Raw genomic sequence first — 18,457 nt, forward strand, 5'->3', positions numbered from 1 at the left:
ACCCTAGACCTCTTCGACGGACAAGACCCCATCCAGTGATTTGATGGCACCCTTGATTTGGGGATTGATCGGGAATTCCTGCCCCAGATCCATTTCGACCTCGCCCGGCAAACCCGGATCCAGCAGACACAAATGGATCGGCCCTTTCGAGGCGTTTTTGGCCGCTCCCGCAGCATTCGCGAGAACGCTCGCGACCGTCGACAGCGCCTGTGATTGGTCCAAAAAGATACGAAGCCCGGTCGCGCCAGCCTCGGCCACGACTGAATCCGCCGGCCCGACTGAGCGCGCCAGCAGCTTCAGCTGGTCGGCCTCCATCGTGGCTTCGGCCGTCAGCACGACCTGCGCGCCGGTTTCCAGGTATTCGCGTGATTTCTCTAGGGCTTCCGAGAACAGCGTCACCTCGTACGCCCCCGTCGGGTCGGACAGCTGTGCAAAGGCGAACCGGTTGCCCTTGGCCGATTTCCGCTCCTGTCGCCCGGCGACCACACCGGCCATCTTGGCGATCAACGGACCCGAGCGTGCCTTTTCGGTAACCTCGTCCAGCGTCATCACCTGCTTGCGTTTCAGGGCCGGCATGTAGTCGTCCAACGGGTGGCCGGACAGGTAGAAGCCGATCGCCTTGAATTCTTCGCTCAGCCGTTCGGCGGGCAGCCAGTCGGGCGATTTCGACAGGCGCGGTTCGGGCAGATCGTCGCCCGCCTCGCCGAACAGCGACACCTGGTTCGAGTTCTTCTGTTCGTGGATCGCCGCGGAATACTGCACCAGCTGTTCCAGGCTTTCGAAGACCCGGCGGCGGTTCTTGTCCAGCTCGTCAAAGGCCCCCGCACGGGCCAGCATCTCCAGCGGCCGTTTGCCGACCTTCTTCAGATCGACCCGGCGGGCAAAGTCAAAGAGGTTGACGAAAGGCTTGTCGCCCCTGCCCTGCACCACGAGGTTCATCGCCTCGACGCCCACGTTTTTCAGCGCGCCCAGCGCATAGACCAGTTTGCCATCCACCACATCAAACGTCGCCTGCGACCGGTTTATGCAAGGCGGCACATAGGGCAGTTCCAAACCCTTGCGGACCTCTTCGAAATAGATCGCCAGCTTGTCGGTCAGATGGATATCGCAGTTCATGACACCGGCCATGAATTCGACCGGGTGGTTCGCCTTCAGCCAGCCTGTTTGATAGCTGACCACCGCGTAGGCCGCCGCGTGAGATTTGTTGAAGCCGTAGTTGGCGAATTTCTCCAGAAGGTCGAACACCTCGGACGCCTTCTTGGCATCTACCCCGTTCGCGGCTGCCCCGGCCTCGAATTTCGGGCGCTCGGCGTCCATCGCCTCTTTGATTTTTTTACCCATCGCGCGGCGCAGCAGGTCGGCGCCTCCGAGGCTGTAGCCCGCCATGACCTGCGCGATCTGCATCACCTGCTCCTGGTAGACGATGATGCCTTGCGTTTCTTCCAAAATGTGGTCGATCAGCGGGTGGACCGAAGTGATCTTGCGCTGGCCGTTCTTGACCTCGCAATAGGTCGGGATGTTCTCCATCGGGCCGGGGCGGTAGAGCGCGACGAGGGCCACGATGTCCTCGATGCAGGTGGGTTTCATGCGCTTGAGCGCATCCATCATGCCCGAGCTTTCAACCTGGAACACCGCCACGGTCTTGGCCGCGGAATAAAGCTTGTAGGTGGCCGGGTCATCCAGCGGGATGGCGTTGATCTGGTTCTCGGCCCCCTCGGCCGGCTCGTACAGCTGCCGGCCGTCGGCCGCCACGTGCAATGGCCGGCCGGATTTGAAGATCAGGTCCATGGCGTTCTGGATGACCGTCAGAGTCTTGAGGCCCAGAAAGTCGAATTTCACCAGACCGGCCTGTTCAACCCACTTCATGTTGAACTGGGTGGCAGGCATGTCCGAGCGGGGGTCCTGATAGAGCGGTACCAGCTCGTCCAGCGGCCGGTCGCCGATCACCACACCGGCGGCGTGGGTCGAAGCGTTGCGCAGCAGTCCCTCGACCTGCTGGCCGTAAGTCAGAAGGCGGTCGACCACCTCTTCGTTGCGGGCCTCTTCGCGCAGGCGCGGTTCGTCTTTCAGGGCCTTCTCGATTGACACCGGCTTGACGCCTTCGACCGGGATCATCTTGGACAGGCGGTCCACCTGGCCGTAGGGCATCTGCAGTACCCGTCCGATATCGCGCACCGCAGCCTTGGACAGGAGCGCGCCGAAGGTGATGATCTGGCCAACCTTGTCGCGGCCGTATTTCTGCTGAACATACCGGATCACCTCTTCGCGGCGGTCCATGCAGAAGTCGATGTCAAAGTCGGGCATCGACACACGTTCGGGGTTCAGGAAGCGTTCGAACAGCAGGCTGTAGCGCAGCGGGTCAAGGTCGGTAATCGTCAGCGCATAGGCCACCAGCGAACCCGCGCCCGAGCCACGGCCCGGACCGACGGGGATGTCATGATCCTTGGCCCATTTGATGAAGTCCGCAACGATCAGGAAGTAACCGGGGAACCCCATGCCCTCGATGATGTCCAATTCGAAATCCAGACGCTTCTGGTATTCCTCGGGTGGGACAGCGTGCGGGATCACCGCCAGTCGGGCCTGCAGACCCTCGTTGGCCTGGCGGCGTAGCTCCTCGACCTCGTCATCGGCGAATTTCGGCAGGATCGGATCCCGTTTGTAGGCCATGAAGGCGCAACGTTTGGCAATCTCGACCGTATTGTCGATCGCCTCGGGCAGATCGGCAAAGAGCGTGGCCATTTCCTGCGGCGATTTGAAGTAATGCTGCGCGGTCAGGCGGCGGCGACCTTCCTGCTGATCGACATAGGCACCCTCGGCAATGCAGATCAGCGCATCATGCGCCTCATACATATCCGAGGTCGGGAAATAGACGTCATTCGTGGCCACCAGAGGTAGGTTCTTGGCATAGGCCATTTCCACATGGCCGCGCTCGGTCAGGCGCTCGGCCTCGGGCTGGCCATCCTCTCCGGGATGACGTTGCAGTTCGATATAAAGGCGATCGGGGAACATCGCGGCCAACCGATCTACCAGCACCTCGGCCGCCGGACGCTGGCCCTGCTGCAACAGGCGGCCAACGGGGCCGTCCGGTCCGCCGGTCAAGCAGATCAGCCCATCGGAATGCGCAGCCAACTCCTCAAGCGTGACCTGCGGCAACTGCCCGCCCTTGTCCACATACAGGCACGAGCTGAGCTTCATCAGATGCTCGTACCCCGTCTCAGACTGTGCCAGCAGTACAATCGGCGCAGGGGGCTTGGGTTTTTCCCCCGGCTGCGCCTGAACATACGCCAGATCAACCTGGCAGCCCATGATCGGCTGCACACCCGCACCGCTTGCGGTGACCGAGAATTCCAGCGCCGCGAACATGTTGTTGGTGTCTGTCACCGCAACTGCGGGCATGTCCATCTGCTCGCACAGCGTTGGCAGTTTCTTCAGGCGCACCGCCCCCTCAAGAAGGGAGTATTCGGTGTGAACTCGGAGGTGGATGAATCGAGGAGTACTGCTCATACGAGGCAGGCTATCGCACTCGCGACCCGGGAAAAAGCCGGAACAGTTAGGGCTGATTGCTGAAAAAATAGTCGCGCATTATTCGGAGATTCCAGAAGGTGCTTCAGTCGACGCCACCTGGGTTACACCAAAATCTCTTTCAATTCAGATGCCTAGATAATAATGACGTGGTGCATATCAAGGCATGGGATCGGGAATGGTACATTCGGCAGGCAGTTTTTCTTGCCAGCGCGCACAGGCTGTTTCTAACATCTTCAGGCAAGCTACAAGCCCGCTTCTTTCTCTACGTCGCATCGAGACAGGAGCACCCATGGGCGCAACCGGGTAAGGCGACGGGTTTCAAGAATGAATATCACGTTTCTTCTGAACGGAGAGACAGTGGAGCTGGCGGATGTCGATCCGACGGCCACATTGCTGGATTGGCTGCGCGAGGATCGCGGTCTGACCGGCACGAAGGAAGGCTGCAACGAGGGCGATTGCGGGGCCTGCACCGTCATGGTGACGGATGAGGCCGGCGCCAAGGCGCTGAATTCCTGCATTCTTTTTCTGCCTCAACTGCACGGCAAGGCAGTGCGCACGGTCGAGGGGGCGAGCGGGCCCGACGGCGAGCCGCATCCCGTGCAGCAGGCGATGGTGGACCTTCATGGCTCGCAATGTGGATTCTGCACGCCCGGTTTCGTGATGTCGATGGTGGCCAGCCACGCCAACGGCACGACGGATCATGACACGCAACTGGCCGGCAACCTGTGCCGCTGCACCGGCTATGCGCCGATCATCCGCGCGGCAAAGGTCGTCGAAAACCAGCCGGTGCCGGTCTGGGTCAAGGACAAGCCGGTCGCGGCCAAGCCGGCCTCGCCCCTTCTCCCAAAGTCATCCGACGAACTGGCCAAAGTCTTTGCCGCCCATCCCGGTGCAACTTTGATCGCGGGTGCCACCGATGTCGGCCTTTGGGTCACCAAGCAGCTGCGCGACCTTGATCCGGTGATCTTTCTGGGCGGCTGCGACGATCTGAACGAGATCTCGATCACCGAAGACGAGGTGCACATCGGCGCGATGGTGGACATGAACCGCATGGGCGCGGCGATGGCCGATCTGCATCCGTCCTATGCCGAGATGATCCGGCGCTATGCCAGCGTTCAAGTGCGCCACGCGGCCACAGTGGGCGGCAACATCGCCAACGGCTCGCCCATCGGAGACAATCCGCCCGCGCTGATCGCGCTGGGGGCCACGCTGCACCTGCGCAAGGGCGACGAGAGGCGGTCGATCCCTATCGAAGATTTCTTCATTGACTATGGAAAGCAGGATCGCGCGCCCGGCGAGTTCGTGGAAGCGGTCAGCTTTCTGCGTCAACCCGACCGGCTGAAATGCTACAAGCTGAGCAAACGGTTCGATCAGGATATCTCGGCCGTATGCGGCTGTTTCAACATAATCGTTTCGGGCGGCGTCGTCTCGCAAGCCCGGATCGCCTTTGGCGGAATGGCCGGTGTGCCGAAACGCGCGGCACAGGTTGAGGCCGCGCTGACCGGTCGCCCGTGGACGGCGGAAACCGTTCAAAGCGCTTTGCCGGCCTTTGCCGAGGACTATGCCCCGATGAGCGACATGCGTGCCTCGGCCCGCTACCGGCTGGAGACCGCAAAGGCCATGCTCGAACGCTATTTCCTGGAAGACCAGGGCGAGCTGACCAATGTGCTGGAGGTGTCGGCATGAGCGTGACCAAGCCGCTGCCCCATGACGCCGCACCCCTGCATGTGTCCGGCGTCGCCCGTTATGTTGACGACATTCCGACCCCCAAGGGCACGTTGCATCTGGCGTTCGGCCTGAGCCCGATCGCCAAGGGCCGGATCACGGCGATGGACCTGTCAGATGTCCGCGCGGCCCCGGGGGTCGTGATGGTGATGACCGCCGAGGACCTGCCCTTTGCCAATGACGTCTCGCCCTCGATCCATGACGAACCGCTGCTGTCCGACGGCACCGTTCATTACGTGGGCCAGCCCGTGTTTCTGGTTGTCGCCACCAGCCATCTGGCGGCGCGCAAGGCCGCCCGGCTGGGCAAGATCGACTATGCCGAGGAAACGCCGATCCTGACGATCGAAGAGGCTCTGGCCGCAGACAGCCGGTTCGAGGACGGCCCCCGCATCTATGCCAAGGGTGATGCGGATGCCGCCATCGCGCAGGCGTCGCATGTGATCGAAGGCACGTTCGAGATCGGCGGGCAGGAGCATTTCTACCTGGAAGGTCAGGCCGCGCTGGCGGTGCCGAATGAAGGCAGCGACATGCTGGTGCATTCCTCGACCCAGCACCCGACCGAGATTCAACACAAGGTGGCCGACGCTTTGGGCGTTCCCATGCACGCGGTGCGGGTCGAAACCCGGCGGATGGGTGGCGGGTTCGGCGGCAAGGAAAGTCAAGGCAACGCGCTGGCCGTGGCCTGCGCAGTTGCGGCACGGGCAACCGGCCGTGCCTGCAAGATGCGCTATGACCGGGATGATGACATGACCATCACCGGCAAGCGTCACGCCTTCCGCATCAACTACAAAGCCGGCTTTGACGAAAACGGCCATATTCAGGGTGTTTCCTTCCTGCACTACGCCATCTGCGGTTGGGCGCAGGACCTGTCGCTGCCGGTCGCCGACCGCGCGATGCTGCATTCGGACAATGCGTACCTTCTGCCCAATGCGCGGATCGAGAGCCATCGGCTGAAGACCAACACACAGTCCGCAACCGCCTATCGCGGCTTTGGTGGGCCGCAGGGCATGGTCGGCATCGAGCGGGTGATGGATCACGCCGCGCATGTGCTGGGTCTGGACCCGGTCGAGCTGCGGCGGCGAAACTACTATGAACCGGCGCACGCAGGCGTTGAAGAACCGGTGCGGGACAAGCCGCTGGGCCACCCGGATCCGCATGAGGATCTGACCAGCCGCGGCGCGGTCGAAACCGGCCGCTCGGTGGTGCGCCCCGTCCCCGCGGGTGGCAACACCACCCCCTACGGTATGGAAGTCACCGATTTCGAGTTGCACCCAATGACCGAAGCCCTGCTGGAGTCCTGCGATTACGCAGCCCGCAAGGCGGCGGTCGAGAAGTGGAATGCCGAAAACCGCGTGATCAAGAAGGGCATCGCCTTTTCACCGGTCAAGTTCGGGATTTCCTTCACGCTCACCCATCTGAACCAGGCCGGGGCGTTGGTGCATGTCTACCAGGACGGCTCGGTGCATCTGAACCATGGCGGCACCGAGATGGGCCAGGGCCTGTTCCAGAAAGTGGCGCAGGTAGCGGCCGCGCGGTTCGGCATTCCGCTGGAGATGGTGAAGATCACCGCGACCGATACCGCGAAGGTGCCGAATACCTCGGCCACGGCGGCCTCGTCGGGCAGCGACCTGAACGGGATGGCGGTCAAGGCCGCCTGCGACACGATCCGCGACCGGATGGCCGCCTATCTGGCCGAGCGGCATCAGACCGATCCATCGGCGGTCGTCTTTGCCGATGGCCGGGTCAGCGTGGGCGAGGAAAGCTACAGCTTTGCCGAGGCGGCGGCGCTGGCCTATCAGGGGCGTGTCAGCCTGTCGGCAACCGGGTTCTACAAGACCCCCAAGATCGAGTGGGACCGGATTGCCGGACGCGGGCGCCCGTTCTTCTACTTCGCCTATGGAGCTTCGGTGACCGAAGTCGCCGTGGACACTCTGACCGGCGAGAACCGCATCCTTCGGACCGATATCCTGCATGACGCAGGTGCTTCGCTGAACCCTGCGCTGGATATCGGGCAGGTCGAGGGCGGCTATGTGCAAGGTGCGGGCTGGCTGACGACCGAGGAACTGGTCTGGGACGACAAAGGCCGGCTGCGCACCCATGCGCCATCGACCTACAAGATCCCCGCCTGTTCGGACCGACCGGGTGTGTTCAACGTTGCGCTTTTGGATGGTCAGAACCGCGAAGACACCATCTATCGCTCAAAAGCAGTGGGCGAGCCGCCTTTCATGCTGGGCATCTCGGCCTGGCTGGCGTTGTCGAACGCGGTTGCGGCCTGCGGCGACGGGTATCCTGCGATCAATGCCCCGGCCACCGCCGAAGAGGTCTGGACCGCCATTCAACGCATGCGTGGAGGTACCTGATGGGATTTGACCGGGAGACTTTGAGGGAGGCGGTCAAGACGCATGGCAAGGTGACCCGCGTGGTCATTGCCGCAATCCGAGGCTCGTCCCCGCGCGAGGTCGGCGCCGCGATGCTGGTCTGGAAGGGCGGGCAATCCGGCACGATCGGGGGCGGCACGCTGGAGTATCAGGCGACTGAGGCCGCCCGGGTCCAGCAAAGCCCAACCTGCCTGTCCCGCCATGCGCTGGGTCCCGACCTCGGGCAATGCTGTGGCGGTGCCGTAACGCTGCTGAGCGAGGTCTATGACCTGAAATCCATCGAGGCCCTGGACGATACCGTCATCGCACGCCCGACTGCCGGTGGTGACATGCCATTGTCGGTCAAGCGGCTGCTGGCAACCGCACGCGCACAGGGTATCGCGCCTGACCCGCAATTGCTTGACGGCTGGATGATCGAGCCGGTGCACACACCGACCCGCCAATTGTGGATCTGGGGGGCCGGTCATGTCGGACGGGCGCTTGTGGATGTGCTGTCGCCTCTCCCCGATCTTGCCATCACCTGGGTGGATACCGCCGCCGACCGGTTTCCAGCTGACATCCCAGCAGGTGTAACCGTGGTTCCGGCAGCGAACCCGGCCGAGCTCGTACACCACGCACCGGTTCAAGCCGAGCACTTGGTGCTGACTTATTCACACAATCTGGATCTGGAACTGTGCAACCGGCTATTGACGCACGGTTTTCGCTTTGCCGGGCTGATCGGCTCGGCTACGAAATGGGCGCGATTCCGCTCGCGCCTGGCTGCGCTGGGTCACTCACCGGCTCAGATCGCCCGGATCACCTGCCCGATCGGTGACCCATCGTTGGGCAAGCACCCGCAGATGATCGCAGTTGGTGTGGCAGCGCAAATCCTGCGCCCCGCCCGACAGAACGACTTGAAGAAGGACCAGAGCGCGTGACCACTCCACTACTGAGCTTGCAGGGGCTGACCAAGGCCTATCCCGGCGTCGTGGCCAACGACCACGTGTCCTTTGATATCGGTGAGGGCGAAGTTCACGCCCTGCTGGGCGAAAACGGCGCAGGAAAATCCACGCTGGTGAAGATGATCTACGGGCTGGTCAAGCCGGACAGCGGCACGATGCTGTTGCGCGGCCAACCCTATGCGCCGGCCGAGCCGCGCGCGGCCCGTGCCGATGGCATCGCCATGGTGTTCCAGCATTTTTCTCTGTTTGACGCGCTGAACGTGGCCGAAAACATCGCCTTGGGCATGGAAAGCCCGCCGCCGATGGGTGATCTGGCATCGCGCATTCGCGAGGTCTCGGAGACCTATGGCCTGCCACTGGATCCGTATCGTCGGGTTGGTGACCTGTCTGCCGGTGAACGCCAGCGGGTTGAGATCATCCGCTGCCTGCTGCAGGACCCAAAGCTGCTGATCATGGACGAACCGACCTCGGTCCTGACGCCGCAGGAGGTAGATATCCTGTTCGAAACACTGAAAAAGCTGCGGTCGGAGGGGACCTCGATCCTGTACATCTCGCACAAGCTGGAGGAAATCCGCACGCTGTGCGACCACGCCACCATTCTACGGCTGGGCAAGAATGTGGGTGAATGCACACCCAGCGAAACATCCGCCCGCGACATGGCCGAAATGATGGTGGGATCAGCCCTTCAGACCCCTGAACGGTCTGGGCGCGAGTTCGGACCCGTCGCGCTGGATGTTACCGGGCTTTCGGTCCCGTCCCCTTCCGAATTCGGGACCGCGCTGAAGAACGTGCACCTGACCGTCCGCAAGGGCGAGGTTCTAGGCATCGGCGGCGTGGCCGGCAACGGTCAGGACGAACTGCTGGGCGTTTTGTCCGGTGAAATCCTGACGGACGCGGATGCGATCCGCTTCAACGGCCAGCCGATTGGCAAACTGGGTCCGACGGCCCGGCGCAGACTGGGTGTGCTGACGGCCCCGGAAGAGCGGTTGGGACATGCCGCGGCGCCGGACATGAGCCTAACAGAAAACGCTCTGCTGACCGGCTCGGTGCGCGAGTCTTTGGAGAAGAACGGTTTTTTGAAATGGGCTGACACCCGCATTTTTGCGGAGAAGATCATTCAGGCATTCGACGTGCGGACCCCGGGGCCGGAAAACGCCGCGCGGTCGCTGTCGGGCGGCAACCTGCAGAAATTCGTCATCGGCCGGGAAGTCCTGCAAAACCCCGAAGTTCTGGTCGTGAACCAGCCGACCTGGGGCGTCGACGCCGCCGCAGCCGCTGCGATCCGTCAGGCCATTCTGGACCTTGCGGCCAAGGGAACGGCGGTGGTCTGCATCAGCCAGGATCTGGATGAGCTGATGGAGATTTCCGACAGTTTCGCCGCCTTGAACGAAGGGCGCCTCAGCGCTCCGCGTCCCACAACTGGCCTGACCGTCGAAGAGATCGGTCTGATGATGGGCGGCGCGCATGGGATGGAGGTGGCCCATGTGTAACCTAAGCTGCCGCCTCTGGCGCAAAAATCCAAAAAAGACGAAGACTTTGGGGGGATGAGCAAATGATAGTGTTGGAGAAAAGGCCACAGCCGTCCAAGGCGTGGTCGTATGCCACCCCTCTGGTCGCAGTGCTGGCAACCATGGTTTTCGGCGGGTTGCTGTTTGCAATTCTGGGCAAGAACCCGGTCGAAGCGATCGGAACCATCTTCTGGGAACCCCTGTTCGGAGAGTTCTCATTTTATTACCGACCGCAACTGCTGGTGAAGGGCGCACCGTTGGTTCTGATCGCCATCGGTCTATCGCTGGGCTTCCGCGCCGGTATCTGGAATATCGGCGCCGAGGGCCAGTACATCATGGGCGCTATCTTCGGCGCCGCGGCCGGCCTGGCCTTCTACCCTCTGGATGCGTGGTACGTCTTTCCCATCATGGTGATCGCCGGCGCATTCGGCGGCTGGATCTGGGCGATGATCCCGGCCCTTCTCAAGGTTCGGTTCGGAACCAACGAGATTCTCGTTTCTCTGATGTTGGTTTACGTGGCCGAGCAGTTTCTGGCCTCGATGTCGCTGGGTCTGCTGAAAAACCCTGAAGGGTTCGGATTTCCCGGCTCGCGCAACCTGCAGTCCTATGAAAGCGCCCACAATGCTGAACTGTTCGCCGGAACAGGCATGCACTGGGGCGTCGTCGCGGCCTTTATCGCGGTGATCTTTGCCTATGTCCTGCTGAACCGGCACATGCTGGGGTTTCACATCCGCCTCACGGGCGAAGCTCCGCGCGCGGCGCGATTTGCTGGCGTGAATCCCCCGCGGCTGATCCTGTTTTGCCTGGGGCTGTCGGGCGCGCTGGCCGGTCTTGCCGGCATGTTCGAGGTCTCGGGCCCGTCCGGCGTGGTGAGCATCGACTTCAACGTGGGCTACGGCTTTACCGCGATCATCGTTGCGTTTCTGGGCCGTCTGCACCCGGTGGGCATCCTGCTGGCCGGCGGCCTGATGGCGCTGACCTATATCGGTGGCGAAATCGCACAATCCCAGCTGGGGCTGCCCGCTGCGGCCATCCAGGTGTTCCAGGGAATGCTTCTGTTCTTCCTGCTGGCCTTCGATCTTTTGACCAACTACCGCATCCGTGCGGCCCGTAGCGAGGTGGCGTGACCATGGACCTTGGAGAAATCAATCCCGTTCTTTTGCTGGCCTCGTTGATGGTTGCCGCAACCCCGCTTCTGCTCGCGGCGATCGGAGAGCTTGTCGTCGAAAAGGCCGGCGTTCTGAACCTCGGCGTCGAAGGCATGATGATCGTGGGCGCAATCAGCGGATTTGCCATCTCGGTCGAGACAGGCTCGCCATGGTTGGGTTTCGTCGCGGCGGCCGTTGGCGGTGCGCTACTGTCGCTGCTGTTCGTTCTGCTGACCCAGTTCGCGCTGGCGAACCAGGTGGCCAGCGGTCTTGCGCTGACGCTGTTTGGCTTGGGCTTCAGTGCCCTTCTAGGCCAAAGCTATGTGGGCATCAAACCGCCCAGCATGGGGGACATCCACATCCCGCTGCTCAGCGATATTCCGGTCATCGGCCCGATCCTGTTCCAACATGATCCGATCCTCTATGTCGGAGTCGCGTTGACGGCAGCGGTGTGGGCCACGTTGAAATACACCCGCGTCGGGCTGATCCTGCGTGCGGTGGGTGAGAACCATGATGCGGCGCATGCCCTCGGCTACAAGGTCATCAAGATCCGCATCATGGCGATCCTGTTCGGCGGGGCCTGTGCGGGGCTTGGCGGTGCATATATCAGCCTGATCCGGGTCCCTCAGTGGACCGAAGGCATGACCGCCGGAGTCGGGTGGATTGCTCTGGCTCTGGTGGTGTTTGCCAGCTGGAAACCGTGGCGCGCCTTGCTGGGTGCCTATTTGTTTGGCGGAATCACGGTCTTGCAGCTTAATCTGCAGGCAGCGGGCGTTGCCATACCTGTCGAGTATCTGGCAATGTCGCCCTACATCATCACGATCCTTGTGCTTGTGATCCTTTCGGCCGACAAGAGCAGCGCACCTGCCTCACTGGGCCGGACCTTCCACGCCTCGCACTAGGGGCCAACTGTACCAACTTGGGGAGTAACTAAATGAAATTCACTTCACTTCTGGCAAGCGCCGCCATGGCACTTGGCCTTGCCACGGGCGCCGTGGCCGAGGACAAGACAAAGGTCGGTTTCGTCTATGTCGGCCCGGTGGGCGACGGCGGCTGGACCTATGAACACGACAAGGGCCGTCAGGCCGTCGAGAAGCACTTTGGCGACAAGGTCGAAACCGTGTACGTGGAATCGGTGCCCGAAGGCCCGGATGCCGAGCGCGTCATGACTCAGATGGCGCTGGAAGGTGCGGACCTGATCTTCACCACCTCGTTCGGTTACATGGACCCGACCATCAACGTGGCCAAGAAATTCCCGGACGTGAAATTTGAACACGCCACGGGTTACAAGACCGCCGACAACGTGTCGGTCTACTCGGCGCGTTTCTATGAGGGTCGCGCTGTCCAAGGTCATATCGCCGGCAAGATGACCAAGTCGAATATCATCGGCTACATCGGCTCGTACCCGATCCCCGAAGTGATCCGCGGCATCAACTCGGCCTTCATCCACGCCAAGAAGGTGAACCCGGATGTCGAGTTCAAGATCGTCTGGGCCTACACCTGGTTCGATCCGGCGAAAGAGGCCGACGCGGCGAAGGTTCTGATAGAACAGGGCGCAGACGTGATCCTGCAGCACACCGACTCGACCGCACCGCAGGCGGCCGCACAAGAAGCCGGCAACGTGATCACTTTCGGCCAGGCCTCGGACATGAGCGAATATGCTCCGATGCCGCGCGTTAGCTCGATCATCGACAACTGGGCGCCTTACTACATCGCACGCACCCAAGCCGTGATGGACGGCACCTGGGAGTCGGTGAACACCTGGGACGGCATCAAGGAAGGCATGGTTGAAATCGGCGAGATTTCCGACGCCGTGCCGGCCGACGTAAAAGAAGAGGCGCTGGCCCTGAAAGCCGCGATTGCAGATGGCAGCTATCACCCGTTCACCGGACCGCTGAACAAGCAGGACGGCAGCGCCTGGCTGGCCGAGGGCGAAGTGGCCGATGATGGCACTCTGGCCGGCATGAACTTCTATGTCGAAGGGCTGGAAGGCGACATCCCGCAATAAGCGCGGCATGTACTGTAAGCAAACCCAAAGCCCGCCGGAAACGGCGGGCTTTTTTAGTTCCCGGAACGGTTGCCGAAACTGCGCGCTGCCAACACGATCCGGGATATGGCGGTCAGGAAACACAAGCTGCCGAATATCCACGCCAAAGCGGCAAACGCATCTGGCACCAGACACAAAAGAACAAGGAAACCGATCGTTTCTGCCCCCTCCAGCAAACCACCGGAAAAATACAGGGCCTTCTGCCCTCTGGCGTCGGTCTTCAAACCGTGCCGGTCGGCCAGCAGCGAAAAGCCTAGAAAACTGGTGCCGTTGAAATAGAAGGACAGCAAAAGGAAAGCACCGGCCACGCCATTGGCAGCCGGGTCAGCCAGAATAAATGCGAAGGGGATCGCGCCGTAGAACAGAAAGTCGCAGGTGATATCCAGATAGCCGCCGAAATCGGTCCCGCCCCGGGCACGCGCAACAGCACCGTCCAAGCCATCCGCGAGACGCGACAGCAGTAACGGCAGCAGCGCCCAGTACGTCGCGCCTGTCACGATCAGGCCCGCTGCGACCAAACCGAGAGCCAGCCCAATCAGCGTCACCTGGTTTGCCGTAAAGCCCAACCGCGCGAGAAAACGGCCCTGAGCGTTCAGGGCCGGGTCGATAATCGGGCGGATTTGCGCATCAAACATGTGCGGCAGTTAACCGGGGACAGGCGCCATTTCCAGACACAATAGCGCGAGAACACTCACGTTCCCGCCATCAGTGACCGCTTAGAACCAGCGTGTTCACCGGCATCAGGATCAGACGCAGTCGCAAGCCTGCCGCATGAACCACACCGATCGTGTCCACGACATGCAGGAATGCCCTTTCCCAGAAACCCAAATCTTCGTGTTCAAGCCTGTCGTGATTGTCGGTGTAGACATTGGCAAGACAGTTGCTGCCCGGGGGGACCTTGTCGGCCAGCCCTTCATAAAGCGGCTCGAGATACACGAGGATTGATCCGGGGGTTGTGTTCTGTTGAACGTCGCGCAATTCGTCGGTGGGCCGGATCTGTCCCGAAGGGATCACATCCTGCACCTGGACCACAACGACCGGAATCACCGTGAATGGCCGTGTCATACAGCCCAGCTCTCCGATCATTCCCGGTTTGATCACCTGCGCAGACATCTGGTTGAAAGCCGCCTGAAACCGGTCGCGGCCGGAATCCGTCGGAACCAGAATCCCCGCCGGGCGCATCAGCGGGCTGACAAAATCGCCGACCCGTAGCCCGAACTGTTCGACACGGCCCGTCACACCGGCGCTGATTGTCGTCTTGTCCAATTCGGCCAGAGCGGCATCCAGCTGCGCTTCGGCGCTGGCCAACTGGGCAGGGATCAGTTCTTCGATCTTCTGAACAACGGCCGCCTTTTGGGATTGCGCGGCCAGAACCTTTGCCTCGCGCTCGGCGACAAGGTTCTCCAGTCGCTCGATCTCGGTCAGGCGGACTGCGCTGGATCCCTGGTCGCGCAGTGTCGTGTTGCGCTCCAAATCCTCGAGCGCCTGCGCCAGCGCCGCCTGCGCGCCTGCAATGCCGGCTTCGGCCTCGGCCAGATCCGTTTGCGCAACCTTCAGCGAGGCCTGTATCTGCGCGATCTGGGCATGTGCGGCTTCGACCTGCGCGCGCTGGGTGAAATCCTCGATACGGAAGATCGGCTGGCCCGCGGTGACCATCTGGTTGTTGGTGACATATACCTCGGACACCCGCCCACCCAGTTGCGGAAGAATCGTCACGGTCCGGAAATAGGACGCCGCCGTTTTGCTTGCCGGATGGAAGTAGAACAGCGTGGTAATCACCGTCAGCGCAAGGATCGCGCAGGCGGTCAGCCCCCAGCGCAGTTCGTACCACATGGTGAACAGCGTGATTTCGTGACCAATGCGCTTTCCCTGAACGAAGCGCCGGAACAGAAAGTCGGGCAGAACGGTGACCAGTGCGCACAAAAATGTTTCGATCATGCGTCAGTGCTCCTGCGGAGCGGCGGGCTCAGGGTCGGGCTCGGCGGGCGGAGGAGACGCACCGGGTGACAGCGACCGAATTGCATCTGCAATCGCGCGCAGGGGCGCTGCAAAGTCCGGAAACTGAAAACCCGCAACCAGGATGGCGGCAACCCAGAACAATCCGTTGTGCGTAAACAGGGCCAACAACGCCAGGATACCAACCAACTGAAACTGCGGGTGGTTGTTCTCATGGGCCATCTTCTCGGGGATCGAGTGCAATGTGAAATAGGCGACACCGATCAGCAGGATCAGACCAACCGTGAAGATCACCATGAAATTGAAGAGAAAATCGCTGCCATCCGCCTGGGTCACATATGACGGAATGTGCCCTGTGGCCATTGGGTGTAGGTCTGCGGTGGTCACCCTGCCCTCCTGCGTTTTTGGTTGTGAATGTTTGGAAGGGTTGATGCTCAAATTCAACCCTGATTAAAACTTGGGACGACAATTGATCAAAGTCCCCCGTTTGTCGGGCTCATTTCAGGCACTCTCATGACACTCAGGCTTTCCAATCCCGACGGCACTGACATTGGCCGTTTCACTTTTGGCACGATGCAGTTCGGGGGCCGCGCCGATGCCGAACAAAGCCGGGCCATGTTCGACGCCTGTCGCGCGGCCGGCATCACGCATTTCGATACGGCTTATGTCTATGCCGACGGTGCGTCGGAAACCTTGCTGGGCCAGATGATCGCGTCTCAGCGCGAGCAACTGACGATCGCCACCAAAGCGGGCTACACAGGCGGCGCCGGCGCGGCCAACATCCGTGCGCAGTTCGACATGTCCCGCAAACGTCTGGATCAGGACATGGTCGACCTGCTGTACCTGCACCGGTTCGATCCGGACACCGATCTTGCCGAAACGATGGAGTGTTTTGCCCAGCTCAAAGACGCGGGCAAGATCCGCTATGTCGGCCTGTCTAATTTTGCCGCCTGGCAAGTGATGAAAGCCGTACGCGTCGCCGCAGATTTCGACCTGACAATCGACGCGCTGCAACCGATGTACAACCTCGTCAAGCGGCAGGCCGAGGTCGAGATCCTGCCGATGTGTGCGGATCAAGGTATCTCGGTTTTTGCTTACTCGCCGCTGGGTGGCGGGTTGCTGACCGGAAAGTACACCGATGGCAGTGCAGTCGGCCGACTGTCCGAAGATGACCGATACGCCAGCCGCTATGGGGCTGAATGGATGGCCGAAACAGCTGCCGAGTTGGCCCTCTTGGGGCATCAGACCGGTGTGGATCCGGCGACGCTTGCCGTCGCTTGGGTTGCCGCCAGCCCGTTTGCCCCGTCGCCGATCATATCGGCCAGATCTGCCGAACAGCTGGCGCCGTCGCTCGCTGCTCTAACGTTCGACCTACCGGCCGAGCTCTATGCCCGCATCACGGCGCTCAGCCAGACACCGCCACCGGCGACGGACCGGCTGGAGGAGGTCCAGTGATTGATTTTCTGATCATCGGCGGCGGCATTGCCGGCCTCAGCGCCGGCGCGCGTCTGTCCGAGCATGGGACGGTAGCCGTACTCGAGGCCGAGGACGCGCTGGGCTATCACGCCTCGGGGCGATCGGCGGCATTGTTCGAAGAAGGTTATGGCCCACCTTCGGTCGTGGCTCTGAACAAGGCCAGCGCCGAGTTCTTTTTTACGAACGACTATCTGACCCCGCGCGGGTTGATGCTGGTGGCCAAAAGTGATCAGGCCGAGCAGTTCCGCAAAGACCTGAGCGAGCTGGGAATGACAGAAATCTCAGTCGCCGATGCGATGGTCCATGTTCCGGTCCTGAACCCGGAAACCGTCGCATACGCGGCGCTGAGTGAGGGCGCTTACGACATCGACACCGACCGCGTGCTGCAGGATTTCGCCCGCACCATTCGCGCCAACGCAGGATCGGTACTGACCCGCCAGAAAGTGGTGCGAATCCGCAAGGACGGCCATTGGCTGGTGGAAGCGGCCGAGGTCTTTCAAGCGCGCTCTATCGTCAATGCCGCTGGCGCCTGGGCGGACGAGGTCGCTAGGATGGCCGGGATCGCACCGATCGGGATCACGCCGCGCCGCCGTTCCATGGCCCGACTGCCAGCACCCGGGGGCAATGAGGTGAAAAATTGGCCGATGATGCTGGGCGCGGGTGAGACCTGGTACGCCAAACCGGATGCCGGCAAGCTATTGGTGTCACCGTCCGAGGCCGACCCGGTCGAACCGCATGACGCCTATGCCGACGATATGGTGCTGGCCGAGGGCCTAGCCCGATACGAAGAAATGGTGACCAGCCCGGTCACCCGTGTCGAGACCAATTGGGCCGGGCTGCGCAGCTTTGCCCCGGATGGCACGCTTGTTCTGGGCCCCGACCCGTCGGATGAAACTTTTGTCTGGTCTGCCGGTCAGGGAGGGTACGGGTTTCAAACCGCACCGGCAGCATCGCGATTGGTTGCGGATCTTGCGCTTGGCCGCGCGCCCGAGTTGGATGCTGCGATGGTCTCCGCGCTTACCGTGTCCCGGTTACGCTGATGGGCGGGCGGAAACTGCCTCCGACGGCAAGCGTCGCCTCTCAGGGTGACGGCGCGAAGATGATCGCCCCTGCGGCCAGCCGAAATACGGACGCCCTGTGCGCGTTGCTGGCCGAGATGCCCATCGCAACTGGAAACGCATTGGAACTGGCCAGCGGCACGGGCCAACACGTCGCCGCATTTGCCCGTATCTTTCCCGACCTCACTTGGCAGCCGAGCGAGATCGATCCCGCCCGCCGGGCCAGCATCGACGCCTATGGGGAGGACCTGCCAAACATCATTCCCGCCGTCGAGCTGGACGCAACCCTGCCCGGGTGGCACCACAACTTTGGCAACCAGAACCTTATCATTCTGATCAACCTCCTGCATTTGATCAGCTGGAAAGAAGCCCGGAATGTTCTGTCCGAGGCCGCATTGGCCCTTGGCCCCGGGGGGCGGTTCGTTCTCTACGGACCGTTCATGCGCCAGGGCAAGCTGATCAGCGACGGCGACCGACGCTTTCATGCCGACCTGACCCGGCGAGACCCCGAGATAGGCTACAAGGACGACAGCCAGATCAGCAACTATCTGGAAAGCACAGGGCTGCGGGTTTTCGGAGTGGTTCCAATGCCTGCGAACAATCTGGCTTTTGTCGCAGAAAAGCCCTCGATCTGATCAAGATCAAAGCCGTTCCGACGCCGCTGATACATATGCAAGATGTAATATGTAAAAGAG

Annotated in this window: 14 protein-coding genes; 10 read left to right on the forward strand and 4 right to left on the reverse strand. The window is 61.7% G+C overall.

The window, feature by feature from the left end; translation table 11 throughout:
- Positions 1 to 3: 3 nt before the first annotated feature.
- A complete protein-coding gene (gene dnaE / locus ACR0JC_RS06825; RefSeq protein WP_170337803.1) occupies positions 4 to 3,504 on the reverse strand; it encodes a DNA polymerase III subunit alpha in 3,501 nt (1,166 codons plus the stop codon).
- A 345-nt stretch (positions 3,505 to 3,849) separates the two neighbouring features.
- Between dnaE and xdhA the strand changes: the two genes are divergently transcribed.
- The 7 genes from xdhA (at position 3,850) to ACR0JC_RS06860 (ending at position 13,233) form a co-directional block, all read left to right on the forward strand.
- A complete protein-coding gene (gene xdhA / locus ACR0JC_RS06830) occupies positions 3,850 to 5,211 on the forward strand; it encodes a xanthine dehydrogenase small subunit (RefSeq protein ID WP_170337801.1) in 1,362 nt (453 codons plus the stop codon).
- Positions 5,208 to 7,610, forward strand: a complete 2,403-nt coding sequence (xdhB, locus tag ACR0JC_RS06835; RefSeq protein ID WP_170337798.1) for a xanthine dehydrogenase molybdopterin binding subunit — start codon at positions 5,208 to 5,210, stop codon at positions 7,608 to 7,610. The genes xdhA and xdhB overlap by 4 nt, the downstream gene beginning before the upstream one ends.
- Complete coding sequence (gene xdhC / locus ACR0JC_RS06840) at positions 7,610 to 8,545, forward strand: xanthine dehydrogenase accessory protein XdhC (RefSeq protein ID WP_170337796.1); 936 nt, start codon at positions 7,610 to 7,612, stop codon at positions 8,543 to 8,545. Before xdhB ends, xdhC begins: the two co-directional genes overlap by 1 nt.
- Complete coding sequence (locus ACR0JC_RS06845) at positions 8,542 to 10,059, forward strand: ABC transporter ATP-binding protein (RefSeq protein ID WP_170337794.1); 1,518 nt, start codon at positions 8,542 to 8,544, stop codon at positions 10,057 to 10,059. Before xdhC ends, ACR0JC_RS06845 begins: the two co-directional genes overlap by 4 nt.
- Positions 10,060 to 10,121: 62 nt before the next feature.
- A complete protein-coding gene (locus tag ACR0JC_RS06850; protein WP_170337792.1) occupies positions 10,122 to 11,204 on the forward strand; it encodes an ABC transporter permease in 1,083 nt (360 codons plus the stop codon).
- Between the two features lie 2 nt (positions 11,205 to 11,206).
- On the forward strand, positions 11,207 to 12,127 hold the full coding sequence (locus ACR0JC_RS06855; RefSeq protein WP_170337790.1) for an ABC transporter permease: 921 nt from the start codon (positions 11,207 to 11,209) through the stop codon (positions 12,125 to 12,127).
- Positions 12,128 to 12,159: 32 nt separating this feature from the next.
- Entirely contained in the window at positions 12,160 to 13,233 is a 1,074-nt protein-coding gene (locus ACR0JC_RS06860) for a BMP family ABC transporter substrate-binding protein (RefSeq protein WP_170337473.1), read from the forward strand.
- 53 nt (positions 13,234 to 13,286) lie between these two features.
- On the opposite strand, the gene ACR0JC_RS06865 is transcribed toward ACR0JC_RS06860, so the two are convergent.
- The 3 genes from ACR0JC_RS06865 to ACR0JC_RS06875 form a co-directional block, all read right to left on the reverse strand.
- The gene (locus ACR0JC_RS06865) at positions 13,287 to 13,907 is read right to left on the reverse strand and encodes a CDP-alcohol phosphatidyltransferase family protein (RefSeq protein ID WP_170337788.1); all 621 of its coding nucleotides are present in this window, start codon (positions 13,905 to 13,907) and stop codon (positions 13,287 to 13,289) included.
- 70 nt (positions 13,908 to 13,977) lie between these two features.
- Positions 13,978 to 15,210, reverse strand: a complete 1,233-nt coding sequence (locus ACR0JC_RS06870) for an HlyD family secretion protein (RefSeq protein WP_170337786.1) — start codon at positions 15,208 to 15,210, stop codon at positions 13,978 to 13,980.
- A 3-nt stretch (positions 15,211 to 15,213) separates the two neighbouring features.
- Complete coding sequence (locus ACR0JC_RS06875; RefSeq protein ID WP_437342829.1) at positions 15,214 to 15,615, reverse strand: hypothetical protein; 402 nt, start codon at positions 15,613 to 15,615, stop codon at positions 15,214 to 15,216.
- Positions 15,616 to 15,741: 126 nt separating this feature from the next.
- Here ACR0JC_RS06875 and ACR0JC_RS06880 point away from each other — a divergent pair, with 126 nt between their 5' ends.
- Genes ACR0JC_RS06880 through ACR0JC_RS06890 form a run of 3 tightly spaced genes read left to right on the forward strand, consistent with a single transcriptional unit; the run spans position 15,742 to position 18,397 of the window.
- A complete protein-coding gene (locus ACR0JC_RS06880; RefSeq protein ID WP_254430687.1) occupies positions 15,742 to 16,683 on the forward strand; it encodes an aldo/keto reductase in 942 nt (313 codons plus the stop codon).
- On the forward strand, positions 16,680 to 17,744 hold the full coding sequence (locus ACR0JC_RS06885) for an NAD(P)/FAD-dependent oxidoreductase (RefSeq protein WP_367647262.1): 1,065 nt from the start codon (positions 16,680 to 16,682) through the stop codon (positions 17,742 to 17,744). Before ACR0JC_RS06880 ends, ACR0JC_RS06885 begins: the two co-directional genes overlap by 4 nt.
- Entirely contained in the window at positions 17,744 to 18,397 is a 654-nt protein-coding gene (locus ACR0JC_RS06890; protein WP_170337782.1) for a DUF938 domain-containing protein, read from the forward strand. Before ACR0JC_RS06885 ends, ACR0JC_RS06890 begins: the two co-directional genes overlap by 1 nt.
- The last annotated feature ends 60 nt before the right edge of the window (positions 18,398 to 18,457 follow it).

It is taken from the genome of Ruegeria sp. CH5 (assembly GCF_056537025.1).

What these genes read in the sequence shown, in the direction of transcription:
- dnaE (WP_170337803.1), bottom strand. Translation starts at nt 3,504, where the DNA reads ATGAGCAGTACTCCTCGATTCATCCACCTCCGAGTTCACACCGAATAC.
- xdhA (WP_170337801.1), top strand. Translation starts at nt 3,850, where the DNA reads ATGAATATCACGTTTCTTCTGAACGGAGAGACAGTGGAGCTGGCGGAT.
- xdhB (WP_170337798.1), top strand. Translation starts at nt 5,208, where the DNA reads ATGAGCGTGACCAAGCCGCTGCCCCATGACGCCGCACCCCTGCATGTG.
- xdhC (WP_170337796.1), top strand. Translation starts at nt 7,610, where the DNA reads ATGGGATTTGACCGGGAGACTTTGAGGGAGGCGGTCAAGACGCATGGC.
- ACR0JC_RS06850 (WP_170337792.1), top strand. Translation starts at nt 10,122, where the DNA reads ATGATAGTGTTGGAGAAAAGGCCACAGCCGTCCAAGGCGTGGTCGTAT.
- ACR0JC_RS06855 (WP_170337790.1), top strand. Translation starts at nt 11,207, where the DNA reads ATGGACCTTGGAGAAATCAATCCCGTTCTTTTGCTGGCCTCGTTGATG.
- ACR0JC_RS06860 (WP_170337473.1), top strand. Translation starts at nt 12,160, where the DNA reads ATGAAATTCACTTCACTTCTGGCAAGCGCCGCCATGGCACTTGGCCTT.
- ACR0JC_RS06865 (WP_170337788.1), bottom strand. Translation starts at nt 13,907, where the DNA reads ATGTTTGATGCGCAAATCCGCCCGATTATCGACCCGGCCCTGAACGCT.
- ACR0JC_RS06870 (WP_170337786.1), bottom strand. Translation starts at nt 15,210, where the DNA reads ATGATCGAAACATTTTTGTGCGCACTGGTCACCGTTCTGCCCGACTTT.
- ACR0JC_RS06880 (WP_254430687.1), top strand. Translation starts at nt 15,742, where the DNA reads ATGACACTCAGGCTTTCCAATCCCGACGGCACTGACATTGGCCGTTTC.
- ACR0JC_RS06890 (WP_170337782.1), top strand. Translation starts at nt 17,744, where the DNA reads ATGGGCGGGCGGAAACTGCCTCCGACGGCAAGCGTCGCCTCTCAGGGT.